The sequence below is a fragment of the Pedobacter steynii genome, from assembly GCF_900103665.1.
Classification (GTDB): Bacteria; Bacteroidota; Bacteroidia; order Sphingobacteriales; family Sphingobacteriaceae; genus Pedobacter; species Pedobacter steynii.
Genome location: NZ_FNGY01000004.1, coordinates 249,841 through 273,985, shown reverse-complemented (window position 1 = coordinate 273,985; position 24,145 = coordinate 249,841). Strand labels below are relative to the sequence as shown.

21 protein-coding genes are annotated in these 24,145 nt (G+C 41.6%); 14 read left to right on the top strand and 7 right to left on the bottom strand.

Features of this window, described 5'->3' with window-relative positions:
* Positions 1-8 precede the first annotated feature (8 nt).
* Entirely contained in the window at positions 9-1,322 is a 1,314-nt protein-coding gene (locus tag BLQ87_RS13360) for a M12 family metallopeptidase (protein WP_074607435.1), read from the bottom strand.
* A gap of 217 nt (positions 1,323-1,539) precedes the next feature.
* Here BLQ87_RS13360 and BLQ87_RS13355 point away from each other — a divergent pair, with 217 nt between their 5' ends.
* Positions 1,540-5,577: a hybrid sensor histidine kinase/response regulator transcription factor gene (locus BLQ87_RS13355; RefSeq protein ID WP_074607433.1), complete on the top strand. Its 4,038-nt coding sequence runs from the start codon at positions 1,540-1,542 to the stop codon at positions 5,575-5,577.
* Between the two features lie 3 nt (positions 5,578-5,580).
* Here the strand turns inward: BLQ87_RS13355 and BLQ87_RS13350 are convergent, their stop codons facing one another.
* Complete coding sequence (locus BLQ87_RS13350) at positions 5,581-6,747, bottom strand: GNAT family N-acetyltransferase (RefSeq protein WP_074607430.1); 1,167 nt, start codon at positions 6,745-6,747, stop codon at positions 5,581-5,583.
* Between the two features lie 415 nt (positions 6,748-7,162).
* Between BLQ87_RS13350 and BLQ87_RS13345 the strand changes: the two genes are divergently transcribed.
* Positions 7,163-7,669, top strand: coding sequence for a GbsR/MarR family transcriptional regulator (locus tag BLQ87_RS13345; RefSeq protein WP_074607428.1), 507 nt, complete (start codon positions 7,163-7,165; stop codon positions 7,667-7,669).
* A 61-nt stretch (positions 7,670-7,730) separates the two neighbouring features.
* The gene (locus BLQ87_RS13340) at positions 7,731-8,645 is read left to right on the top strand and encodes an SRPBCC family protein (protein ID WP_074607426.1); all 915 of its coding nucleotides are present in this window, start codon (positions 7,731-7,733) and stop codon (positions 8,643-8,645) included.
* Positions 8,646-8,672: 27 nt separating this feature from the next.
* On the opposite strand, the gene BLQ87_RS13335 is transcribed toward BLQ87_RS13340, so the two are convergent.
* Entirely contained in the window at positions 8,673-10,301 is a 1,629-nt protein-coding gene (locus BLQ87_RS13335) for a sodium/sugar symporter (protein WP_074607424.1), read from the bottom strand.
* Between the two features lie 129 nt (positions 10,302-10,430).
* Positions 10,431-11,321: an inositol oxygenase family protein gene (locus tag BLQ87_RS13330; protein ID WP_074607422.1), complete on the bottom strand. Its 891-nt coding sequence runs from the start codon at positions 11,319-11,321 to the stop codon at positions 10,431-10,433.
* Between the two features lie 116 nt (positions 11,322-11,437).
* Here BLQ87_RS13330 and BLQ87_RS13325 point away from each other — a divergent pair, with 116 nt between their 5' ends.
* From BLQ87_RS13325 to BLQ87_RS13315, 3 genes are all read left to right on the top strand, one after another.
* Positions 11,438-12,511: a LacI family DNA-binding transcriptional regulator gene (locus tag BLQ87_RS13325; protein ID WP_245723852.1), complete on the top strand. Its 1,074-nt coding sequence runs from the start codon at positions 11,438-11,440 to the stop codon at positions 12,509-12,511.
* A gap of 111 nt (positions 12,512-12,622) precedes the next feature.
* Positions 12,623-14,002 (top strand): trehalase family glycosidase, encoded by a 1,380-nt coding sequence (locus BLQ87_RS13320; RefSeq protein ID WP_172664908.1) that lies wholly within the window; start codon positions 12,623-12,625, stop codon positions 14,000-14,002.
* A 93-nt stretch (positions 14,003-14,095) separates the two neighbouring features.
* Positions 14,096-14,551: an META domain-containing protein gene (locus BLQ87_RS13315; RefSeq protein WP_074607418.1), complete on the top strand. Its 456-nt coding sequence runs from the start codon at positions 14,096-14,098 to the stop codon at positions 14,549-14,551.
* A 103-nt stretch (positions 14,552-14,654) separates the two neighbouring features.
* Here the strand turns inward: BLQ87_RS13315 and BLQ87_RS13310 are convergent, their stop codons facing one another.
* The gene (locus BLQ87_RS13310; RefSeq protein WP_074607416.1) at positions 14,655-15,449 is read right to left on the bottom strand and encodes an alpha/beta hydrolase; all 795 of its coding nucleotides are present in this window, start codon (positions 15,447-15,449) and stop codon (positions 14,655-14,657) included.
* Positions 15,450-15,553: 104 nt separating this feature from the next.
* Positions 15,554-16,402 (bottom strand): helix-turn-helix domain-containing protein, encoded by an 849-nt coding sequence (locus BLQ87_RS13305; protein ID WP_074607414.1) that lies wholly within the window; start codon positions 16,400-16,402, stop codon positions 15,554-15,556.
* Positions 16,403-16,436: 34 nt separating this feature from the next.
* Between BLQ87_RS13305 and BLQ87_RS13300 the strand changes: the two genes are divergently transcribed.
* The 3 genes from BLQ87_RS13300 to BLQ87_RS13290 all read left to right on the top strand — a co-directional run bounded on the left by BLQ87_RS13300 (position 16,437) and on the right by BLQ87_RS13290 (position 19,438).
* Complete coding sequence (locus BLQ87_RS13300; RefSeq protein WP_074607412.1) at positions 16,437-17,273, top strand: helix-turn-helix domain-containing protein; 837 nt, start codon at positions 16,437-16,439, stop codon at positions 17,271-17,273.
* A gap of 102 nt (positions 17,274-17,375) precedes the next feature.
* Entirely contained in the window at positions 17,376-18,602 is a 1,227-nt protein-coding gene (locus tag BLQ87_RS13295; RefSeq protein WP_083361846.1) for an MFS transporter, read from the top strand.
* A 35-nt stretch (positions 18,603-18,637) separates the two neighbouring features.
* Positions 18,638-19,438 carry a siderophore-interacting protein gene (locus tag BLQ87_RS13290; protein ID WP_074607409.1) on the top strand — a complete coding sequence of 267 codons (801 nt, stop codon included), beginning with the start codon at positions 18,638-18,640 and terminating at the stop codon, positions 19,436-19,438.
* Between the two features lie 100 nt (positions 19,439-19,538).
* Here BLQ87_RS13290 and BLQ87_RS13285 read toward each other — a convergent pair whose 3' ends face one another.
* Positions 19,539-20,045 carry a DinB family protein gene (locus BLQ87_RS13285; protein ID WP_074607897.1) on the bottom strand — a complete coding sequence of 169 codons (507 nt, stop codon included), beginning with the start codon at positions 20,043-20,045 and terminating at the stop codon, positions 19,539-19,541.
* Positions 20,046-20,338: 293 nt separating this feature from the next.
* On the opposite strand from BLQ87_RS13285, the gene BLQ87_RS13280 reads away from it, so the two are divergent.
* From BLQ87_RS13280 to BLQ87_RS13265, 5 genes are all read left to right on the top strand, one after another.
* The gene (locus tag BLQ87_RS13280) at positions 20,339-20,434 is read left to right on the top strand and encodes a hypothetical protein (protein ID WP_083361845.1); all 96 of its coding nucleotides are present in this window, start codon (positions 20,339-20,341) and stop codon (positions 20,432-20,434) included.
* A 175-nt stretch (positions 20,435-20,609) separates the two neighbouring features.
* Positions 20,610-21,194, top strand: a complete 585-nt coding sequence (locus BLQ87_RS13275) for a DUF4136 domain-containing protein (protein WP_074607407.1) — start codon at positions 20,610-20,612, stop codon at positions 21,192-21,194.
* 190 nt (positions 21,195-21,384) lie between these two features.
* On the top strand, positions 21,385-21,543 hold the full coding sequence (locus BLQ87_RS33770) for a hypothetical protein (protein ID WP_172664907.1): 159 nt from the start codon (positions 21,385-21,387) through the stop codon (positions 21,541-21,543).
* Between the two features lie 24 nt (positions 21,544-21,567).
* A complete protein-coding gene (locus tag BLQ87_RS13270) occupies positions 21,568-22,560 on the top strand; it encodes an inorganic phosphate transporter (RefSeq protein WP_074607405.1) in 993 nt (330 codons plus the stop codon).
* Between the two features lie 114 nt (positions 22,561-22,674).
* Positions 22,675-24,066 carry a TlpA family protein disulfide reductase gene (locus BLQ87_RS13265; RefSeq protein WP_176832994.1) on the top strand — a complete coding sequence of 464 codons (1,392 nt, stop codon included), beginning with the start codon at positions 22,675-22,677 and terminating at the stop codon, positions 24,064-24,066.
* Positions 24,067-24,145 lie beyond the last annotated feature (79 nt).

Sequence of the window (24,145 nt, the reverse complement as noted above, 5' to 3'; positions counted from 1 at the left end):
TTAAGGGATTAATTCAGCTTTGTCAGCTTAAACTTTTGCGCTGCTGAAGCCGTATTGGCGGTAACCACTACTATTTTGGCCAGATCTGCAGAACTCCCATCCTTAACTGCCAGTCTGAGTGTTGTGGCATGTCTTGGTGCAAAGCTGAAACCATCATTTCCCATGTTGTACAGGTTGAATTTCTGAGCATTACTGCTGGTGTTGGTGCTGATTTCTACCTGGGCTCCGCTTGTTGTTGAAGCGCCTTCTACCGTAAGTACTTTTGTGGTATCCAGTACCGATTTGAATTGATAGGAATGGTCTGCCAGTTTCCGGATGCGGAACCTTTGGTTATTCCCGGTACTGTTGGCATAAAGGATGATGTCGGTGCCGTTTGCAGTAGCGCCGCCAGTGATGTCAACTGATTTTGTGCTCAGGTAAGAAGGACTGATCCTGTAAATTCCGCTGGCAACAACAGGAAAATACAAAGCCCTTAAGCCCCTGGCATCCCCGGTGCTAAGATAGCTTCTCTGACCTGTAAAGGTGCTTCCGTCGAGTTTTGTCATCGGTGCATTGGTCGTGTTGTTTGCAAAATCCCATGAGCTGTACAGCATCACCGAATTGAAGTCGAAAGGGCCATGACCGGCATAATCTGCGTAAATGTTATAATTGAAGGCACTGGCGGCAACTACCTTGGTCACATCGACAATAACATAGGAATTTCTGTCTGGTCTGCACTGTTCATGCATCACGCCCAGAGAGTGCATGACTTCGTGCATGGTAATGCCCACAGAGGTATAGCTGGCCATGTTCACTGTGTTGACCTGATTTGCGGTCCAGCCAAGGGGCGAGTTGTTGCCGGTGTGTTTTTTAAACTGCATGTATTCCGGTTGTGTACTGCGCAGGATGAACTGTATGCCTGTCGAATCTGTAAGTCTGGCGAGGGCGGTATTGATCGTCGCTTTGAAGGAATTGTGCTGCGCAGTGGTCAGCCCATCAGTAGTCGGGTACTGGTAGTATACCTTTCCACCAGGCCAGGTTTTTAAAAAGTTCTGTACGATGGTGGCACGCTCTACGGTAGCCAGGCCCGACAGGGTTAGTCTTTTTAAAGCATTGAACTGTTCCTTGTTCAGGATGATGTCATCGGCATAGAAAAATTCATTGTTAATCTCTTTAACAATATTGGCCTGGCCGCTGATGTTGAGCTTGTGCACGATCGTATCGCCATTGCGACTGGAACTGACAGGTTCCCCATCGGCATTGTCGATATTCTTTTTACAAGAAAAAAATACGGTGCTGGTTACAAGGCACAATCCCAGGATTGGTTTGAAAATTGATCTCATTGGTTTTTTTGGTTTAGGTTTATAAAAATGATGATTGAATTAAATTATTATCTCAAATCTAGTTGGGAGCCAGGGTTTTGAGGGGGGGAATCATTAACATTTTGGGTGAAAATTTTTAAACCTGGGCGCTGTATTGACGCGAAGAGCGCCTGACAGTATTTGAATCGGTTAAAATTTAATTAGATTTGAATAAACCAGATATTCTAACCAAACCTCTATGAACAATGTTTTTTGTTCCCTGTTCACCAGATTTTTTCTGCTGTTTTCTATTTGTATTGGTTTATATGGAGGAGCTTATGGACAGGAACCTTCATTTGTCAACCTGAATGTGGAGCATGGATTATCCCAGAATTCAGTTCTGGCGATCACACAGGATTCAAGAGGTTTTATCTGGTTTGGTACCGGAGCGGGCCTGAACAGGTACGATGGTACCCGTTTTAAGATTTATACCTCCGGGGCGGACAATCCAAATGGTATTTTGGACAATTATGTAAAATTACTGCTGGCGGATTCTTTCCAACAAATATGGGTGGGAACGGCCGAAGGACTAACGAGGCTGGATGTGCAGACCAACTCGTTCTTCAGCATCAGAAACCGATCATTTGCAAAAGGGAAAGTTACACTCAACACCATCTATGAAGATCAACAGAAACGTTTTTGGGTCGGGACGAAAAATGGACTTTTTCTGTTAACGGATAGAAAAAAGAACAGCTTCAAAAGGATGTATGCCGGTTCGATCGCCGGGCAGGACATCAGGTCTATATATCAGGATTCAGAAAATTGCCTTTGGCTGGGAACAGATCAGGGCATCAGCAAAATCAGTAACCTGGGTAAAAATCCGGTACACCGCAGTTTCAGGCAGGTGATGAATGATGGTGCCGCCGTAACTCATCATATCACTGCGATTTGTGAAGATAAAAATAAAACACTTTGGATTGGCAGTTCTATGGGGGGATTGGCTTTTTACGATATAAAAAAGCAAGAATTTGTTAAACCTGCAATTCCCGGCCTTTCCGGAAAAACCATCCGCGCAATTACAGCAGGGAATAACAGGTTATGGGTGGGGACGGAGGACGGATTATATATCGTAGATCCGGTAACAAAGGCAGCTTCGGTTTATCAGCACAACCCGCTTGATGTAAAGAGCTTAAGTCAGAATTCTGTTTACAGTATTTTTCGCGATTTAAATGGTTCTATGTGGGTTGGGACCTATTATGGTGGTGTAAATGTGGTGTATCCCCATAATAATGTCTTTTATGGATCACTTAGCCTTCCGGCAGGTACTGTTAAAAATCACAACAATGTGGTCAGGGGCATTACCGAAGACAAGGAGCATAATTTGTTCATTGCAACAGATGGCGGTGGTCTGAATAAAAACAGCGGAGGATCAGTGCAGGTATTTAGAAATTCTCCAAATGAAGAAAACAGCATTGGAAGTAACCATGTAAAAACCGTTTATAAAGATTTAGACGGAGACATCTGGGCTGGAACGCATGAAGGAGGCTTGAATTTATATGCCCGCGGAAGTAAAGGCTTTAAAAGATTTTTTTATAAAAATAATGGAAAAAACTCCAATCGTGATGTGCTAACGCTGTTGCAAGATACGAGGAGGCGTTTTTGGATTGGAACCAATTATGGATTGATCGTTGCGAAGAAAAACGGCCAAAACCTGAGTCCTGACCCTGAAATAAATGTCAGCCTGCTCAGCAATGTCATTGTTAGAAATATTGCCGAAGATGCCGCAAAAAACATCTGGTTCGCTACTGATTCCGGGGTGTTCCTGCTTAGAAATAATGCTAAATACGTAGAGGCCATCAAAGAATTGAGGCAGGTATATGTCATGTCTATCCATCCGGATAACAAGGGGAATTTATGGTTGGGGACCTATCAGCAGGGTTTAATCCGATACAATGTTCAGAATAGGAGCCAAAAGGTTTTCAGGATTTGCGATGGTTTACCTGATAACAATGTGTTCAGCATTCAGGAAGATGAACACCGCAATCTTTGGATGGGGACGAGCTGTGGTTTATTGAAAATAAACATGGACACCCACAGAATTCAAACATTTGACTTGAAGGATGGCTTAAAAGGTGCTGTTTTTGCCGCGAACTCCGTTTATAAGGCAGGGAATGGAAAGATGTATTTTGGAAGCGAAACGGGGTATACCAGTTTTTTTCCTGATCAGATTAAAACGAACGATTATGTGGCTCCTTTAGCCATTACCTCTTTAAAGCTTCTCGGCCATACGGAGGGGATTCATTTGAAAGAGAAATTATTGACGAATGGGAATGACGAAACGAAAAAAGTTCAGTTTTCAGCTGATGAGAAAGCTTTTACAGTGGAGTTTTCACTGCTCAGTTACATCAGGTCTGGTAAAAATGTTTATGCTTATAAACTTGAAGGGCTGGATAAAAACTGGATTTATACGAACAACGCATCTATTACCTACACGCATCTGCCAACAGGTAATTATACACTTTACATCAAAGGGGCAAACAATGATGGGGTCTGGAGCAAGCCTGTCGGGATTAATTTAGAGATTTTGCCCCCTTTTTGGAAAACATGGTGGGCTTATTTATTTTATGTCCTAATGATTGCGGGGCTCTTGTTTTTTGTCGTACGGTTCTTGTTTTTACAGACCCTCGTAAAAAAGGAAAATGCATTGCATCAATTCAAATTAAACTTTTTCTCCAATATTTCTCATGAGATCCGTACACACCTGGTCCTAATTCTGGGCCCCCTGGAAAAATTAAACATTTACAGCAAAGAAGACGAGAGTGTAAACAGAAGTCTTGAAAATATGAAAAGGCAGGCAGACCGGCTTTTAGCGCTGGTTAATGAACAGCTGGACTTCAGGAGGGTGGAAATGGGGAACCTGAAGTTGGAAATTGGCGAGCACAACATCCAGACGTTCTTACAGGATATTTTAGTCAGCTTCGAACACCTTTATGCTGCTCAAAATATCCGTACATCGATCGTTTGCAATGCACAGCAGCTGATGCTTTATTTCGATAAAAGGCAATTGGAAAAGGTGGTCTTTAACCTGTTGTCCAATGCGTTCAAATTTACACATCGGGGTGGGGAAGTGAAGATCATTATTGATGAAACTAAAACCGGATTGACCATAAACATTGAGGACAATGGGAAGGGGATCTCGGCCGGCAACCTGGACAAGATTTTCAGCAATTTTTATCAGGAAGAAGATGCTGACTTGCAGAATACAGGATATGGACTTGGATTGGCCTTGTCAAAAGCAATTGTAGAATTACATAAAGGCACATTGTCTGTGGAAAGTGGATGGGTAAACCAGGAAAACAAGACCGTTTTTACCGTATTTCTATTGTTCGATAAAAAACATTTCGGGCAATATCCATTGGTTGAAAATGATTTTTCGACAGAAATATTAATGAAATGTACCGACGAACCAGAGGCTTTATGCAAGGCTTCTTTACAGGACGATTCTTCGGCCGGGGAAATGAAAGTGGAGGAGTTTCAGTCCATTTTAATCATCGAAGATAATGCAGAAGTCAGCGCTTTTATCGGGGAGTCGCTTAAAGGTAACTATAAAATTTTACAGGCAGCCAATGGAATAGATGGATTTAATCTAGCCGTTGAGCAAATTCCGGATGTGATTATCAGCGATGTGATGATGCCAAAAATGGGCGGATATGAACTGTGTAAAAAGTTGAAAACGGATATCCGGACAAGCCATATCCCAGTGATTTTACTCACCGCCAAATCGGAAGCAGATCATTATAGAAATGGCCTTGAAATGGGTGCTGATATTTATTTAACGAAACCATTTAGTATCGGTATCCTGCAGCTGCACATTCAGAATCTGCTCCGCTTGTCTCAGAAAATACGTGATCAGTTTGGACCTGGCGTGCTGACAAATTTATCTGAAATACCGGCCATAGGGAAAATTGATCAGCAGTTTCTGGATAAAATCATTAAAATAGTAAACGACAATTTAGAAGACTTTGAATTTGGGGTAGCAGAGCTGGCTGCGGCTGTTGGGATGAGCATACCTGTGTTGTATAGAAAGCTAAAGGCCGTCAGCAACCTCTCAGTAAACGAACTGATCAAGTCAATTAAAATGGACCGGGCTTACGATTTGTTAAAAAGAGGCGACACAAGAGCGTATGACATCGCTTACAAACTAGGCTACAACGATAAAAAGCATTTCAGCAAAGAATTTAAGAAAAAGTTCGGTCAGTCCCCATTGGAGCTGGAAAAGACTTTAGTAAATTCCTGATCTTTAGCTGATGTGCCAGTCCGATTTTAACAGCGCAAACTGATATTCACTGACCCATTTACCATCCGAAAATGCACTTTCTTTGAAATACTCTTCTTCTTTGAAGCCCAGGCTTTTCAACAAAGCTATTGCGGCCTCGTCCTGAGCGTCCACGATTTTTACAATGCGGTTCACTTCCGATTTATTAAACAGGAGGGATATCATTGCTGCTGATGCTTCTTTTGCATAGCCCTTACGTTGTTCCTCAGGAGAGATGCTGACCTTCATTTCGGCAGTAAACTTGTCATTCTTTTGTAGTCTAAGGTAGCAATCCCCAATTCTTTGATTACCGACCTTACTTTTTAGTACATATATTGACCAGCCGCTGGTTATTATTTTATCCGGTCCGCTTTTTGGTGCCGCAATGGCGGTTCCTAAATCCAAAAGATACTCCCGATAGCTGATGATGTCAAAATCCGAACAGGCATAATCGGAATCCTGGTTTGAATGCTCCGTTTTCGGATTGATCTTTTCTGAAATTTCCAGGGTTTTACGGGCATTTAACGCACCTGCATAGGCACTATCCGAAACTTCTCTTCCATTATCTTTAACAAATGAAATATAGGCTTCCATACGTTCATTTATATGTTCCTGAGCGATCTTGAGGGTATGTGTTCCTTCAATTCTTTTTGACCCGATCAAATCGCATTGGGATATTTTTAAATCAGGAAAATAGACCACGAGCATTGCACGATCGTCATGAGTCATTCGCTCAATTTCGGAGGGCAATTGCCAGTTAAATGTGATTTTATCATCTGTTTGGCTGATGGAAGGGTGAATGGCTACAGGAAGTGTTCCCATGCTCAGTAATACTTTGCTATAGTCCAGACTGGTGTTTGGATATGTGCCCTGAAGCGCATTCTTTTTATTGTAAGAAACTGCCTCATTGTATTCGTTTCTGTCCGTTCCGGCCACTACAAGGCGATATCCTACCTGTATAGCCGGGAGGGAAGGGCTCAGGATCTCATTTACGAGCGTCATCTTTTGACAGTTTGCTTTCCTGCCCGGAGTGAGCGGTTTAGAGCTTCTACCTATTTTTCTGATGACGTATTTACCTTTTAAGGTATAGCCAACCAAATTGCCGATTCTACCATGGAATCCGCCAAATATGCCGTTTATTAATTTTCCCATAACTGTTGTTGAATTAAGTAATTAAGCTTTGTGATAACAAGTTACGAAATGTTTTTGATATGATTATTGGATGCTGTTAATTAAAATTAATAATTACCACATTGTAAATACATAGTTAACAGGCTGGTTAGACCAATGATTGACCTATCAACTACCTGTTAATGATTAAATAACCACTAATAAAAATAAAACACAAATGATTAACAAATCAGTTACAGTCAAGACTGAACGGATGCCTTAATCTTTAAACCGGAGTCCAGGCACTTAACAAACGATAATGGAGCTCGCTTACTTTTTCTTTTCCAGGTATCTGGTGTTTCTGTTCTATAGGGCTTTTAGCTGAGTATTGCAGAATGATTTGTAATTAAACTTTCAGTATATTTTGAAAGTTAAATAACTTGTGTTATGTTTGTCTATGGAACTGGCAGAAGCAAAACAGAAATTTATCGAAGCATGGGGTAAACTAGGTTCAGAGTGGGGGATAAACCGTACGATGGCACAGGTACATGCCTTATTGCTGGTCTCGCCCGAGGCCCTGACTACAGAAGAAATCATGGATGCCCTGAGTATTTCCAGGGGAAATGCGAACATGACCCTGAGGGACCTGATCGGATGGGGGCTGGTAGAAAAGCAACACCGGGCGGGGGAGCGTAAAGAGTATTTCTTTGCAGATAAAGACACCTGGAACATTGCAAAACAGGTGGCTAAAGAACGAAGAAAGCGAGAGCTTGATCCGGTGATAAAAATTCTGGATGAACTCTCGGGTGTAAAAGGAGACGCTAAGGATCCGGAATACCTGACTTTTCATAAGTCGGTGACCGATATTAATAAGCTGGCAAAGAATGTAGACAAAACACTGGATACGATGATCAAAGCGGAAGAGAACTGGTTTTGGGGATCTATAGTTAAAATGTTTAGGTAGGCCTTTTTTTAGATAAGAAAATAAAACCATACCGGGTATCGGAATGTAAAACAGAAAAATTATGACAACGAATTTTTATAATGCAACCTTGCTTAAGGGCCTTGCTATGTCCAATCTTTTGGCCTTCCTGATAGTAGGACTTATGAAATACTCCAAAATACCGGACAATGGAACACTCGTGTTTTCGATATTTGTGATTGTACCTATATTAATGGGGATGGTGAGTGCCTGGTTCTGGATCAAAATTGAGCTGAAAACCAGAGCACTTATCGGATACACGATCTTAAATGGTCTCCTTGCCATTTTATTAAGCTTCGTCTTTCTGCGTGAAGGTGTGATTTGCCTGCTTATGGTATCTCCACTTATTTTTGCCTTTCTCATTACCGGGGTTTTTCTGGGACTGCGCATGTTCCGTAAAAATAACCAAAAGCTAAATGTAAGTGTGTTCTCCCTGCTCTTCGTGGTGTTCGTAGTCGATTCGCTCTCAGAACATAGTTATGTAAATCTGGTTGCGGATGAAATAGTGATCAAGGCCACACCTGAACAGATCTGGAAGAATGTGGTTGCCTTTGATAAAATAGAAAAGAAAGATGATTACTGGTTATTCCAGATCGGCATGCCCAGTCCAGCGCAAACTACGGTAGAGGGGTATTATAAAGGAGCAGGGCGGAAATGCATTTTTAGTAACGGCTATACTTTTGACGAAAAGATCGTGACTTATGAACCGAATAAGGACCTCACTTTTGACATCATTAGCCAACCCCTTGATCCTGAAATTATGGGACATATAGACATCCTCCGGGGGCAATTTCTGTTGAAAGACAATGGAAACGGAACGACTACATTAGTTGGTAACAGCTGGTACCGCCTGCACGTTTTTCCCGTTTGGTATTATGACATCTGGGCCAAAAGCATCGTCAGGAACGTGCATGTGAGGGTCATGGAGCACATTAAAACGTTAAGTGAAAAAGGATAAGGTATGATAAAGCTGGTAGGAAATTTCCTACCAGAAAACCGTGTACAGCGCAGTCAGTATTCCCATGATGAGGAGGGATCCAATGATAAAACCGGTGTTGACTTTAAACATAGCCGTATCCACTTCGATGGCCTTCCGGTCGGCTTCTTTTTCCGGTTTCCAGAGACTAATCGTCACCATAATGATCACAATTAACACAAAATCAATGGTCATTCTGTCGAGGAAAGGATAGTCCGGAAATGCGCCGTTTGTCCATACGGGCAGGAATTTTAACACCGTTGAAATGGGAATCGTCAATAGGGCTCCGGTCATCGCTGCTGCAGCTGAAGTACGTTTCCAGTAAAAGCCAAGTAAGAAAATGGCCAATACACCAGGAGAAATAAATCCGACATATTCCTGTATGAACTGGTAAGCCTGATCCAATGATTTTAGGGCTGGGGTAACCAGTGCTGCAACCGTAAGGGAAACGACAACTGCCCATCGGCCTACGCGGACCATCTTTTTATCGGTCGCCTCTTTTTCAAAGTATTTCTTATAAATGTCCAGAGAGAAAATGGTCGATATGCTGTTTGCTTTACCTGCCAGTGAAGCGACGATGGCTGCTGTAAGTGCGGCAAATGCGATCCCTTTTACTCCTGGGGGCAGTAAATTCATTAGCGTTGGATAAGCATGATCTGGTTTAACCATTCCTCCATCAGACATTTCTGCATGAAACAGTCCTTTATTGTGCAGTACGTACATCACAATTCCCGGAAGTACGGCAATTACAGGAATCAACAATTTTAAAAATGCGGCAAATAAAATTCCCTTCCTTGCGGTTTTAAGATCAGCTCCTAAAGCGCGTTGCACAATGTATTGATTGCAACCCCAGTAGGCGAGGTTGTTGATCAGCATTCCTCCGATCAGTACAGACAGGCCAGGAAGTTCTTTGTAATACTTGTGAGAAGAATCGAATATCATGTGAAAATGCCCCGGGGCTTCGCTCCTTAAAACGGAGAGTCCCTTGAAAATATCCTGACCAAATCCATACTCCTGTGCAAGTAAGGAAAGCGCAAGATAGGTGGTGATCAAACCGCCAAGAATCAAGACGATGACCTGGATGACATCGGTATAGCCGATTACTTTCATTCCCCCTAAAGTGACTACCATTGAAAAAATACTCAAGCCGAAAATACACCACTCAAAACTCAGGGTAGATATCGAGGAAATGGCCAGTGCACCGAGATAGATAATGGAGGTCAGGTTTACAAATACATAGACCAGTAACCAGAATACCGCCATTACCGTGCTGACTTTATCGTTGTACCGCTTCGATAAGAACTGCGGCATGGTAAAGATTTTGTTTTTCAGATAAACCGGAATGATAAAGATGGCGACAATAATTAAAGTTGCTGCAGCCATCCACTCGTAAGAAGCAATGGCCAGCCCCAATGCAAAGCCGGAACCTGACATCCCGATAAAATGCTCTGCCGAGATGTTTGATGCGATTAAGGAGGCCCCGATTGCCCACCAGGTTAAGGAACCTTCAGCAAGGAAAAAATCCTTTGAACTGATGTTACTTGACTTTTTCTTATGATAAATATAATAGCCATAGGCAGATACGGCGATCAGGTAAATAAAAAAAACAATATAGTCTGAAGTTTGTAATTGGTTCATGGTTTAGGCTGCTCTCTATTTATATTTGGCGTTGTGGGGATTCAGTATACATTGTGATCGCTCACAAAATGCTTAACTGTTGCACGAATGTGGCGTTTTCGTACAACAGCAGGGGGGATTAGCTCAGGGCTAGAATTTCAGTGTAAGCGGAAGGTATTTGCTCACCAATGCCTGATAATAAGGCTTCAGTTCCTCCCAGCTTTTTTGGTTGGGGTTCTTGGAGTAGAGATCGTAAGGGTTAAACAGGTCCACCCATTTAAACATTTCATGATCTTTTTCATTCATCAGGTGATCGTAAGCGTGTTCCCGGTGCTGGGCATAGAAAGAGTGGTAACGAAGCATGTATAAACCTGGTTCAGGGATATAGTCTTTCATCATATGGTATACATATTCATCATGACCCCAGGACATATGGACCTGATCCAAACCGCAGTTTTCTTTGTAAACACCCAATTTGCTTTGATAAGTTTCATTGTTGAAATCCGGATTCTGACTGAAAAATTCAGGAAAAACAATTTTATCAGAATAGGCGCATCCTACCGGAAAAGTATCACCTACTACTGCCCATTGCGGCTCACCAAATAAGCAAAGCACCTTTCCCATGTCGTGAATCAGGCCTACCAAGACCATCCAATCGGGATGTCCGTCATTTCTGATGGCTTCAGAGGTTTGAAGGAGGTGCTGCATCTGATCTAAGTCTGTATCCGGATCAGAATCGTCTACCAGTTCATTTAAAAAATCGAAAGCTTTCCAGATCGGCATTTCTTTTTTATCGAATTTCAGGTAGTCTGCTTTTTTCTGAATCACGAAATCATAAGTCTGGTAGGTATGGTTGAGCCGGTAAAATTCTTTTACCCCATCTTTTACCGTTTCTTCATAATTTCTGAATTCTTCTTCTTTTTTTTCTTTGTTGATTTCAGCAGGATCCGGATAACGGTTCAACACGTCGTGTTCCCATTCATCTAAGTTCTCTAAGGGACTATTGTCTTTCGCTGCGGAATTGATTTGGTTAGTATTCATAGGATTGCAGATTAATCTTAATTGTTAATTCAGTCCGTTTATAGTATTAAAGTTGTAGTTTTGAAAGGGTAGATACTCAGTTCTAGCCGGATTTATTTACTTAACCGATTAAGTAAATGGTCAACCTAACCAAATTAACCAAACTATCTATTAACCAAAGTATCTTTAGTAAAATGGGTAACATCACCATTAAAATGTTGGCTAAGGAATTGAATTTGTCAACTGCTGCCGTGTCAAAAGCTTTAAGGGATAGCCACGAGATTAGTGAGGGTACTAAAAAACGCGTGTTGGAATTGGCGGCCGCTTTGAATTATGTACCGCATCCCTATGCGGGAAGCTTACGGGAAAAGAAAAGCAATACCATTGCGGTAGTGATTCCGGAAGTGGCTGATAGTTTCTTCTCCTTAGCTTTAAACGGCATTGAAGCAGTAGCCATTGCGAATGGTTATCATGCGCTGATTTACCTTACCCATGAATCTTTTGAGCGTGAAAAGACACTTTTAAAGGACCTGGAATCGGGACGGGTGGATGGTGTCATCATGTCCGTTACCATGAAAACCGATACTTTTGATCACCTCAAATCTTTGAATAAGATGGTGCCAATGGTCTTTTTTGATCGGGTCTGTGAAGAAATTGATACGGCAAAGATCACCACAAATGATGAGGAATGCGGTTATCAGGCCACTCAGCATTTGATAGACAGTGGTTGTAAAAAGATTGCCATCCTGTCCATCTCAGAATCCTTATCGATCAATTCTAAAAGAATTCAAGGGTATCAGCAGGCATTGCTGGAAAACGGAAGGGAAGGTGATCCGGCCTCGATTATTGACTATGGGGAAGATTCTGTTGAAAATTTTGAACAGCTCAGAAAGGTGTTTAGGGAGGTAGACAGGCCCGATGGTATTGTGGCGACGGTAAGTAAAATGACGACTGATATTTATCTGGTCTGTATGGAATTGGGCCTTCGGATTCCCCAGGATGTTAAAGTGGTTTCTTTCTCTAACGATTCTACAGTTGCCATACTAAACCCTTCCTTAACGACGATTACCCAGCCTGCATTTGAAATGGGGGAATTGGCCGCTGGTATTCTGTTTAAAGCATTGAAGAAAAAGTACCTGGTATTGAGCGAAGAAAGTACGGTTGTTCCTTCTCAGCTTTTTGTGAGGAATTCCACGTCCTCATCGGTTTAGATAAACTCCTTAAATTAGACATATGAAACCATCATGATCTTACAGATTACACAACGAAATGAATGCCAAGATCATGATCGCTTCATCACCATTAAAGACAAATATATTCCAATGAAAAAAATGTTTTCGCTCTGTTTTTTGATTTGCCTTTATTGTAGTGCGTATGCACAGCATAGCGGCGTAACTTTTAAATCATCCGATCCGGCACTGGAAACTGCCTTTGTAAGGGCAAAAGAAATGGCTTTAAGCTATAAAGGTAAACCTGGAGATCCGGTAGGCCCATGGTATGAATCGGCATTGCCACCACGTTCTGCGTTTTGCATGCGGGATGTTGCACATCAGAGTCTCGGTGCTGAGGCATTGGGATTAAATAAGGAGAACAAAAACATGTTCCGGCTTTTTGTTAAAGGAATCTCCGCCTCAAAAGATTGGTGTTCTTATTGGGAGATCAACCATTTCGGAAAACCGGCTGTTGAGGACTATCGGAATGACAAGGAATTCTGGTATAACCTGAATGCAAATTTTGACATCATCACTGCAAGTTGGAAACTGTATTTATGGACGGGCGATGAAGAGTACATTAAAGGAGCAGATTTTGTGAATTTTCAGGAAAAATCTGTCAGCGATTATATTGATAGTTGGGTATTACAGGTAGATTCTCTTTTGAGCAGACCTACTCATCCAAATGCTGCGGTTCCTTTTAATGAACAGGATGCCTTTCACAGGTGCCGTGGTTTACCTTCTTATACAGAAGGTCTTCCGAATATCAAAATGGGGGTGGATCTGGTGGCTGCATTATACCGTGGCCTGAGCTCCTATGCGGAGATACTGGAGGTAAAAGGACAACATCAAAAAGCAAAGTTATACAGGAAAAAAGCCCTCGCTTATCAGAAGAGCATTGATGCATTCTGGTGGAATGATTCCGCTTCGCGATACCACACGTTTTATACTAGTGACCACAAGTTTGGGATGGATGAAGGAGAAACATTCTTGTTGTGGTTTGACGCTTTAAAAGAAGGGGAGAGAAAGGAAAAGACCATACAGCGTTTGCTATCCAGGGACTGGAATGTAGAAAATCTGTCTTATTTTCCATTGATCATGTATCAGAACGGACAGGTAGAAAAGGCTTATGGTTATATGCTGCATTTAACAGATCCTGCGACGAAAAGAAGGGAATATCCGGAGGTGTCTTTTGGCGTGGTTAAGGGTTTTGTAGAAGGTTTGATGGGACTGGAAGCTGATGCAAGGATTAACCAGATCAGCACTTTATATCGTGGGAAATCAGATAGCAGGTCAGAACTAAGAGATGTTCCTGTATTGAATACGCTGATCACGGTAAAGCATGACGGAAATAAGAAAACGACCTTAATTAATAACGGGAAAAAGAAAATTTTGTGGCAGGCAAAGTTTGTAAATGATCAGGGGAAAATCGTGATTAAAGAATCAGTTTGGGTGCAACCGAAAACCACTAAAGAAGTGAGTGGCATTTAGAATGAATATTGTGCTGCAGTTAGGGTGAGTATTGTGCTGAAAATTTGTTAATTTGTAGCTATTAATTGCTTTTCATCCTTAATTTATACTGTTATGAGATCAACCCAATACATTACCTTAGGCTTATGCGTACTCTCTTTGAGTGCCTGTAGCATCTTTAAAAAAACTGCTAAAGAACAAACAGCAGAAGACGCGAAACAAAGCAATGTTATCACCGACCGGAGATGGAAACTGGTGGAACTTGCAGGTAAGCCGGTAGCTGATAAAGTAAATGGCAAAGAACCGTTTCTTTTACTTCAAAAAAGCGATAGCCGTTATTCGGCTTCCGGAGGTTGTAATGGAATAGGAGGTGAGTTTACGCTGGAAAATAACGGAAGAATAAAATTCGCTCAAGGCATGTCTACGATGATGGCTTGTGAAAATATGGAGGTTGAACAGGAGCTGAGCAAAGCTTTGATCACCGCCGATAATTATAGTCTTAGCGGAGATAATCTGTCTTTAAACAAAGCCAGAATGGCTCCATTGGCACGCTTTAAAGCGGTAAAATAACAAGGCTTAAACGTAAGAGTCAAAAGACTTAAACATAAGAAGAGGAACTTAGCATTTTTGCATAAGTTCCTCTTTATCATTAAGGGGGGATTAAATATGGATGTTATTTTTTCTGTACGCCTTTTTTTGCCGCTTCGATAATTACGCTGGCTACTTTTTCTGGTTGCGACATGAAGATCACGTGGCTTCCTTTTACTTCTGTCACTTTCGTATTGGAGCGTTTGTACATCGCATGTTGAATCTCCGGAGCAATACTTTTATCTTCTGTAGCGATCAAGCCATAGGCAGGTTTATCTCTCCAGGCTGCATGGGTAACCGGTGTGATGAATCCTTTTGCGTAAAAGGCCCCTTGTGAAGCGTACATGAAATCTGCTTCTTCCTTACTGATGTCGGCAGCGAAACCTTTGTGGAATTTTGCTTTGTCATAATAAACGATTCCTTTATCGTCCGGAGCAAGAACTCCGTTTTCCGGCGCTGGAGGAGCGGTTTGAAGCCATTGTATCGTCGACTCCCCATTGTCCGGCTGGAATGCTGCGATGTAGACCAGCGCCGCTACTTTTGGGTGATTTCCTGCTTCAGTAATTACTGTTCCACCCCAGGAGTGTCCTGCCAGAATTACCGGGCCATCTTGTTTATCTAAAACAACTTGAGTTGCTTTTACATCATCTTCAAGAGAGGATAAAGGGTTTTGCACTACAGTTACATGGTATCCTTTTTTTGTAAGCACAGTATACAATGCTTTATATCCTGAGCCATCTGCAAATGCTCCATGTACCAATACCACATTTTTTATTTCCTGAGCGTTTACTTCATTCACTGTACCTGCTACTGAAGCGATTGCAACTGTTGTTGCTAATAAACCAGTTTTGATTTTGTTTTTTAGATTTAGAGTTTTCATCTTTTTTAGCGTTGAGTTTTTTGTTCGGATCAACAATACAAAGATGGGGCGAAATGAGGCCTCAGGTAATAGACATACTTCCTATTAGATTGTAATTTTTTCCCTTACGCGATTTGCTTTTTATTTCTGTAGCCAATGGGAGAGTAGGAGGTGTGTTTTTTGAAGAAATTACTGAAATAAGCAGGATCTTCAAATCCAAGCTCATAGGTGATTTCCTTGGAAGACTTGTCTGTGTAGTACAATAGCCTTTTTGCTTCTATAATGATGCGTTCCTGGATGATCTGGATGGGTGTTTTTTGCTGAAATAAGGCAAATAGGTTTGACAATGTTTTGGGGGATCTGTTGAGTTGTTGCGCATAGAAATTAACGGAATGCTCATTGTGAAAATTGCCTTCTACCAAGAGGTTGAATTTACGGATGATGTTGAACCTGTCGCTCTGCATTTTGGGATCCGGGAGGTATTCTGATTTGGCCAGCTGGGTCACCGTAATGATCAGTCTTTTTAATAACATGATGAGCATATCGTTCTGGACATTGTCGGAAGTGTTCATTTCGGAAATAAACATATTGAGCAATAACAACATTTTTTCCTGCGCAGCTTCGTTCAGATTGATGAATAAGTTTTGACCTATCGCAAATAGAAAGCCTACACAGCTGACTTCCGAATCATGGTCTATCATACAGTAAAACTCCCTGTTGAATTGCCAGGCTACGACATCTGCACTGCGATCAAAAAAGAACGACTGATTGAACATCAGCGGTAAAACAGATTGTGCCGGAAAGACCATTTCTTCCCCATCAATAGTGACTACCTGCTGCTCAGCACGGTTCCAGACGATCGTGAAATATTTATTGTCGCGGTCTTTGCTATAGAACAGCCGGTCAAAATATTGCTCCGAGTTTAGGAGTAGCAGGTGGCCACCAGAATTTGAATCAGTGAGGTGTAATTTCATTTCAGGTAAAAGTAAATGATTAATTTTGCAGTTTATGAAAAAACAATCCATCCCCATACATGTAGCCGAACTGGAAGAAAATGGTATCGAGATTCATCCGATCAGCAATAATATCGAACCTTATCAAATGCCCCATCGGGATGATCACTATATGTTCATTATTCAACAGGCGGGCTCGATGCTACTGGAAGTGGATTTTAAGGAAGTATCCATACTCGGGGCCTCCCTGTGTTTCGTTGCTCCCGGACAGGTACACCGGTACTTAAATTATGACGATGCTCAGGGCTGGATGTTATTTGCAGACACGAGTTTACTTTCTGTACAGAGCAGGGACATTTTTAGCGCCTATTTTAATGCAGGGCAAATGGCTGCCGTTGAAAAAGATGATGCGGTATTTAAGCTGGTGCCTTTGTTGGAGGAGGTAGTCGGTAATGTTTTGGTTCCATTGCGCGAAAAGCTGATCAGTTCGCTTACAGACAGCCTCACTTCATTGATCGCTTCCAGCATTCTAAAAGGACAACATATTACACATGTGATCGGTGGACAAAAATACAACACCGTGATCCGGTTTAAAAAACTGGTAGCTGAAAAATATAGTGTCCTGAAGCAAGTGAAAGATTATGCTGAAATGCTCAACCTTAGTCCACTTTACCTGAATGAAATCACGAAAGAAATCACCGGATTCTCTGCAAGTTACTGGATTAGCCAGGAGATCATTCTGGAAGCCAAGCGAATGTTGTATTATACAACGCTTGATGTCAAACAGATCGCTTACGCTTTGGGGTATGAAGACCATGCCTACTTTTCCCGGTTTTTTAAGAAACATGTAGGGATGACTGCCCTTACTTTCAGAACTACTTCAGGAACATAAAACCGTTATTTGTCCAATCATAACCCTTGTCTGGCTATCTTTTGAGCGTAGCCTGTCCTGTAATTTTGTAGCCGTATAATAATTAATAACATACGTTACAAAATGACAGAAACAAACCACCTTGCATTGGTTATCGAGGATAATCAGACCAGGGACAAGCACATCACAACGACACCGGAACAGCGTTTTCAAAAAATAATCATACCGATCATTGTTTCGGTTTTTGCCATCTACCTCAGCATTGGGATGACCCTCGGTGTACTTCCCGGCTTTGTGAAAAACGAATTGAAATTTGACAGCCTTCTGGTAGGGGTCGTGATCGGGCTACAATTTTTAGCTACCTTATTAACCAGGGCTTATGCCGGTAAACTCACCGACACTAAAGGTCCGAAATCGAGCAGTAAAATCGGAATACTACTGATCATCTTATCCGGTATCATCTATCTGATCGCTGCATTTTTTAGTCAGCTGGCTTTAGTCGCTTTAGGACTGATCATGCTCGCGAGGATCGTTCATGGTATTGCAGAGAGTTTATCCATTACCAGTGCCCTAACCTGGGGGATCGGATTGGTGGGCACCCAGAAATCGGGCAAGGTGATGACCTGGAACGGGATTGCCATGTACGCCGGAATAGCGATAGGTGCGCCGATGGCGATATGGATGAAAAGTACTTTTGGCCTTTCTTCTGTGTTTGCCGGGCTAATATTACTTTCTATCATCAGCTGGCTTTCTACCGTTCAGCTTCCAACTTTACCGGTTGATGCCTCGCATGTCAGGACTCCGTTTTACAAAGTGATCGGGCTTATCGCCGGACAAGGATTGGGACTGGCCTTTTCCTCTATTGGATTCGCCTGTTTATCTTCCTTTATTTCCTTGTTATTTGCTGCCAAAAACTGGGGCAACCCATCTATGGCTTTTATGATATTCGGGACGACGTACATTCTGACGAGGGTGTTTTTCTCCTCCTTTCCCGATAAGTTTGGCGGATACAGGGTAGCGCTTGTGTCTTTGCTCATCGAGGCTGCAGGCCAGCTGTTGATCTGTTTTTCATTGACAGAAACGATGGCACTGTTGGGTTGTGCGCTTACGGGTGTTGGGTTCTCCCTGATATTTCCTGCTTTAGGCGTCCTGGCGATTAAAAAGGTGGCACCGCAGATGAGAGGAACAGCACTGGCAGGCTACGCGGCGTTTTTTGACCTTTCTTTGGCGCTTGCAGGCCCGATTGCAGGCCTCATCGCGGGATGGTTCAGTTATCAGGCAATTTACCTGTTTGGCGCGATTAGTTGTCTGCTGGCCTTATTCATTGTCTTTTCTAATAAGCATAAGTAAAGCATTATTTGTCTTAGAATCATATATCATTCATTATGGAAATTGTAAAGAAAAAGGGAATACGCTCCGTGTTTAGCGTAAAGGAAAAAATATTCCTTAGCCCACATTATATCCGCATTATCTTTGAGATGACGGAGCAACAAGTTAAAAAGTTTGCCAACGCACAGATTGGTGCACACAATAAAATATTTATCCCTGCACGAGGTTCAGCTGAGGTTCTATTTCCGGATGATGCCGAAGAAAGCGGGAAGGAGGCGTCCGTAAAAAGGACCTATACTACCAGACATATCGATCTTTTAAAGAAGGAATTATGGATTGATTTCATAGACCATGCAGATCATGGTCCGGCATCTTACTGGGCAAGCCGGGCGGTTGCAGGAAGCAAGCTGGGGATTGCCATGAAAGAAGGCGGCAGACCCTTGTTTCCGGATGTAACGGCGTATTTCTTTGTTGGAGACAGCACTGCAATTCCCGTTATTGGGGCGATGATGGAGCAATTGCCGCCTCATGTGCAGCTGAAAGCAATTCTGGAGGTACATGGGGAAGAAGATGTGATCAGTCTGCCTTCCAAAGCCAATGCAAGCATTAATTGGGTTTACAATAAGCAACCTGAAATGGGCAGTAAGCTTTTTGAAGTGGTAAGGGATTTAAGCTTAACAAATCACCATAGCTTTTTCTTTTTTGCAGGTGAATATGATAGCGCGAAAAAGATCAAACAACACTTTAAAGAGACGATGGGTTGGTTACCTGTCAGTTATTCTGTGGTTTCTTACTGGAAAAGAGGTGCATCAGAAGATGAGTCTTCATTACTGCGCTCCGTGGACAGACGTTCTTAATTACAGATGATTTTACCGGAAGTTCTTCAGTAGATTTTGAGGTCAAACAGAAATAATCGAAGAGCCTGTATCATAAATCATGATTCAGGCTCTCTGACTATTATTTCATAGATTGATATAAATACATGCTATAATCAGTTGGAACTCCGGCATGGTCTAATTGCCGGAGCATCGCTGTAATATTTCCTCTATGATAGGTCCCGTGATTTACAACGTGTTGTATTACCTCACTATGTTGCATGGACAAAGTCGAATAGATCACAGTTTGTTCCATGTCAGTAGTGCTGACAAAATCATAGTAGCTTTTGGATAACAGATCCTGTTTTTTTCCAAAATCCTGAAGATTTAAGGCTTTTACTTCTTCTGTAAGTCTTGCAATTGTACTCCTTATGGCCTCGTAATCATCTGATGTATATTTCCTTGTTAAGAGTGAATGCCACCCATAGTCAACAATATAAATATGCATTAGTGTATCAAAAATAGACGGGAAAACACTTTTGATATTTTCATGGCATAGTTCTGACGGGAGTTGCATTAAGTGATTTAAAAGAGTTTTATTGGCCCAGGTATTATAATTAAAAAGCTTTATTGAATGATTGCTCATCATTGTCTTTATTATGTGTAAATGAAAAATGATTAGATTTTTATGTATGAAAAATACATACATTCTTATGCCAGAAATTGATATAGACATATCAATGCGACATAATCATAGAATTACCAACCAGCTTTGAGATTTAGCAGGTCAGTTTTTTGGTTATATGTGTGATTGGATTTTCCATGGTCACCTCCTTCTCTTTTGAGTAAGTAATAAGTCAAAAATATACTTTTTTTTCCGTAGAACAAACTTAACTATATCACCAGATTTGTGACCATTGCTCTTGCCTTGAGGCCTTCGCTATGAAGTTTACGAATGATGTGGAAGATGCCAATGATCTGGTTCAGGATACGTTGATTAAAGTCATTCGTTATCATGACTTGTATAAACTATTTTGAAGGCTATAAATACCATGAAATAGCCGAAGAACTGAACTTCCCGATTGGTAGCTGGCAATTTCATTGCTGATTAATCTTTTTCAATCCTTTATAGTCAAATATCCAGGAGCGACCGGGAAATATCGGTCGGAAATTAGCATGGGAATTTTTCTACTTCACACAAATAGAAAAAACAATGAAAAAGCAAATTCTAATGATGTTGGGACTGATGGCAGTATTGTCGTCCTGTTCCAGCTACAACTATTATTCAGTCAGCAATAAGAAACTGAATTCCGAATACAGTACCTATGCCTGGTTACCTGATGGCAAGTCCAAAGCTTCGAGCGTGTATGATAATGATGTTGCAGCGGATAAGATTGTAGAGGCAGCAAGCACGGAGCTAGACAAGAGGGGATTTAGGTTGGATAACCGGAAGCCGGATCTGTTGGTCAGGTATACTGCCGTGGTGAGCAAAGAAACAAAATCTTATAATGAGCCGGTATATTACGATCCTCCCGGAAGGTATATTCCGCGTGTAGGTATTCACCGTGGCCGTGCTTTTTACTATTATTCTTACCGTAATCCTTTTCCTGTATATGTAGGTAATGAGCAGCGGACTGTCAATGTAAAACAAGGCAGTATCATGATCGATTTAATCGACCGAAGGTCTAAAAAAGTAATCTGGAGAGGCTGGGCAGAAGGAGAACTCAATAATCCGGAGAAGGCAATTAATCAATTGCCGGAAGTGATAGCGAACATTTTTAAAAAGTTCCCGGCTTAAGGAAGGGTTGATGACGGTTAGGTTTTAAGGATATATGCTGTGCAGGGCTTTGCCTCGCCGGGATATATCCTTTTTTATTATATTAATTTACTGATTAGTAGTGTTTTGGATTGTTTATTGGTAGGTTTTTTTTCGTAACTTTAAGTTCATATACGGTTGTTACCTTTACAGTAGATATGGAAATTATATTATGGAAATTAACTACACCATCGCAGCTGCTGTATTAATTGCTGTAGCAGCATTGATTGTCTTCCTGATCCGAAAGAATGAGAAGGATAGAAAAAAAATGGAAAAGGAAATTATCGATTCAGAGATTAAGCCTGAAAAGCACGACTCGGGGCACGTATAGTACATACTAGAGAAGGGGGAGGGTATGACCATACTCATCATTGTTATCGGATTGGCGCTATTATTTGATGTCATCAATGGTTTCCATGATGCCGCTAATTCTATCGCAACTGTGGTCGGAACACGGGTTTTATCTCCTCGGTTGGCGGTGTTATGGGCAGCCTTTTTCAATTTCATTTCGTATTTAATTTTTAAGCTTCATGTCGCAAATACAATTGCCAAGGGTATTGTTCATCCCGAAATTGTAACGATGCAGGTCCTGATAGCGGGATTACTGGCGGCCATTATATGGAATCTGGCGACCTGGTTCTTTGCACTTCCTTCAAGTTCTTCCCATACTTTAATTGGTGGTTTTGTCGGAGCGGCCATCGCAGGTGCTGGTTTCAGCGCCGTAATGTACTCGGCAGTTTTAAAAATTGTGCTGTTTATCTTTTTGGCGCCCTTAATCGGCATGTTGGTTTCTACGGTGATTTCTATCGTGGTGATGTGGGTTTGCAGAAATTCTAACCGGGGAACAGTAACCCGGCATTTTAAAAAATTGCAGTTGGTTTCTGCAGCAGCTTTTAGTATTGGGCATGGTGCAAATGATGCGCAGAAAATAATGGGTATCATCGCTGTAGCCTTAATTGCTTCCGGAGAATTGGATAAAAATGCGGAGATCCCATTTTGGGTTGTGATCTCCTGCCATACTGCGATGGGACTAGGTACCTTACTTGGAGGCTGGCGTATTGTTAAAACAATGGGGTCGAAAATAACCCATTTGAAACCCTTTGAAGGATTTAGTGCGGAGACTTCAGGAGCAATCACTCTTTTTTCTACCAGTATATTGGGGATTCCGGTAAGTACAACTCATACCATTACCGGTGCTATTATAGGAGTGGGGGCGATCAGGAGGTTCTCAGCGGTGCGTTGGGGAGTGACGATCCCCATATTGTATGCCTGGATACTTACCATTCCTATGACCGGGTTGCTGGCCGTTCTGATCCATCACATTTTGACCTGGACCGCTTTTTTTTAACAAAGGAGTGTGTTTCATCTGCAGGAATAATTGAGCAGGACCTGTTTTTGTTGTAACAATTGATCATATTTGGAGTCTTTTTAGCTTAAAATCATACATTTAATGCTTCAAAATATGGACTGCGTAACACTTCCTTTTAGAAGGTGCCTGACTGTTTTATTCTTTTATTGCTTACTTATTCCTTTTACTTCATCAGCACAACATTTTAAGGAAGATAAGATCACGATATCGGGTGCTATAAAGAACTTTGATAAAGAAAAGAATCAGCATACGGTTGTATTTCTGATCAATTCAGCCGTAAATGGGACGATTAAAAAAACCGAAGTTGTTGACTTAGGGGGTAAATTCAAATTTGAAAGTGTGATTGCCTGTCCGCAGGATGTGGTTATTCAGTATGACGAGATTTCTGCTGAAGTATTCTTTCGTCCCGGGGATCGGCTTAATATTGAATTGGGAGGAAATCCTTCCTTTAGGATCATTGAGGGGGATTTGGCTCGGGAGAATCGAATGATTCAGGAATTTCTTGCCGAAAGGGCCGCTGGCAAGGGCTATATAAAACCTAAAGGCGCATCTTCTTTATTTGAGGCCTGGGCAGCAGATTATACCAAATACGACGCATGGAGTAAATTGATAAAACATTACAATACTCCCGGGGTTACGGGAGACTCCATTTCTTCTTTTCTGAGCGGCTATAAGATGAATGAGCTTCCTGTCGTATCTGTTCCGTATATTGAGTTTTTATCTGGACTATATAGCTATTTTACACGTCAGGCGGATGCAGGTAAATCTGCATTGTTTGCACAATATGCCAAAGAAAGGAATTTTACAGGACTTGGAGGCTTATTCTCAGATCACATCAAACGTAAAACCAAGGGCTTAACCAAAGACCTTTTATTTACCATGCTTTATATGGATGCTTTGAATGGCGAACAGCTGGCTGAGTTTAAGGTTTTATGGAGTAGGGAACCGGTTTTTAATCCCTATTTGAAAAAGAAAATATTTGAAAAAAGTTTGGAATTGGAGGCCTACTTAAAAAAACAGCAAGTTAAAGATGCGAGTACATTGGTACAAATTGGTCATACAGAAGGTCAATCTGTTTTAGACTCGGTTGTCAGGAGATTTCCCGGTAAAGTGATTTATGCCGATTTTTGGGCACCCTGGTGCAGTCCATGCATGGCAGCTATGCCTGCATCAAAGGAAGTACAACAGTATTATAAAAACAAGGATATTGTATTTGTGTTCTTTGGAAACCGATGTAGCGATGAGTCCTGGAAAGCAACCATAGCCAACCGGGAGCTTCCTGGTGTTCACTATAACTTAAGCAATGATCAATATAACCTGCTTGCGTCGAAGTTTAACATCAATGGGATACCGCATTATTTAATTATAGATAAGGGTGGAAAGGTGGTCAATGGTAATGCACCGGGGCCGGAACAAAAAGAAAGTTTGAAATCCGAATTAGACCTCTTGTTAAAACAGGCAGTAATAGGGGCAGATAAACCGTAATTTTTTTAGGATATTGATAGGTTCAATATATAAGAACTAGAGAAATTAATCGTTAATCAAATAATAGATGAAATTAGAA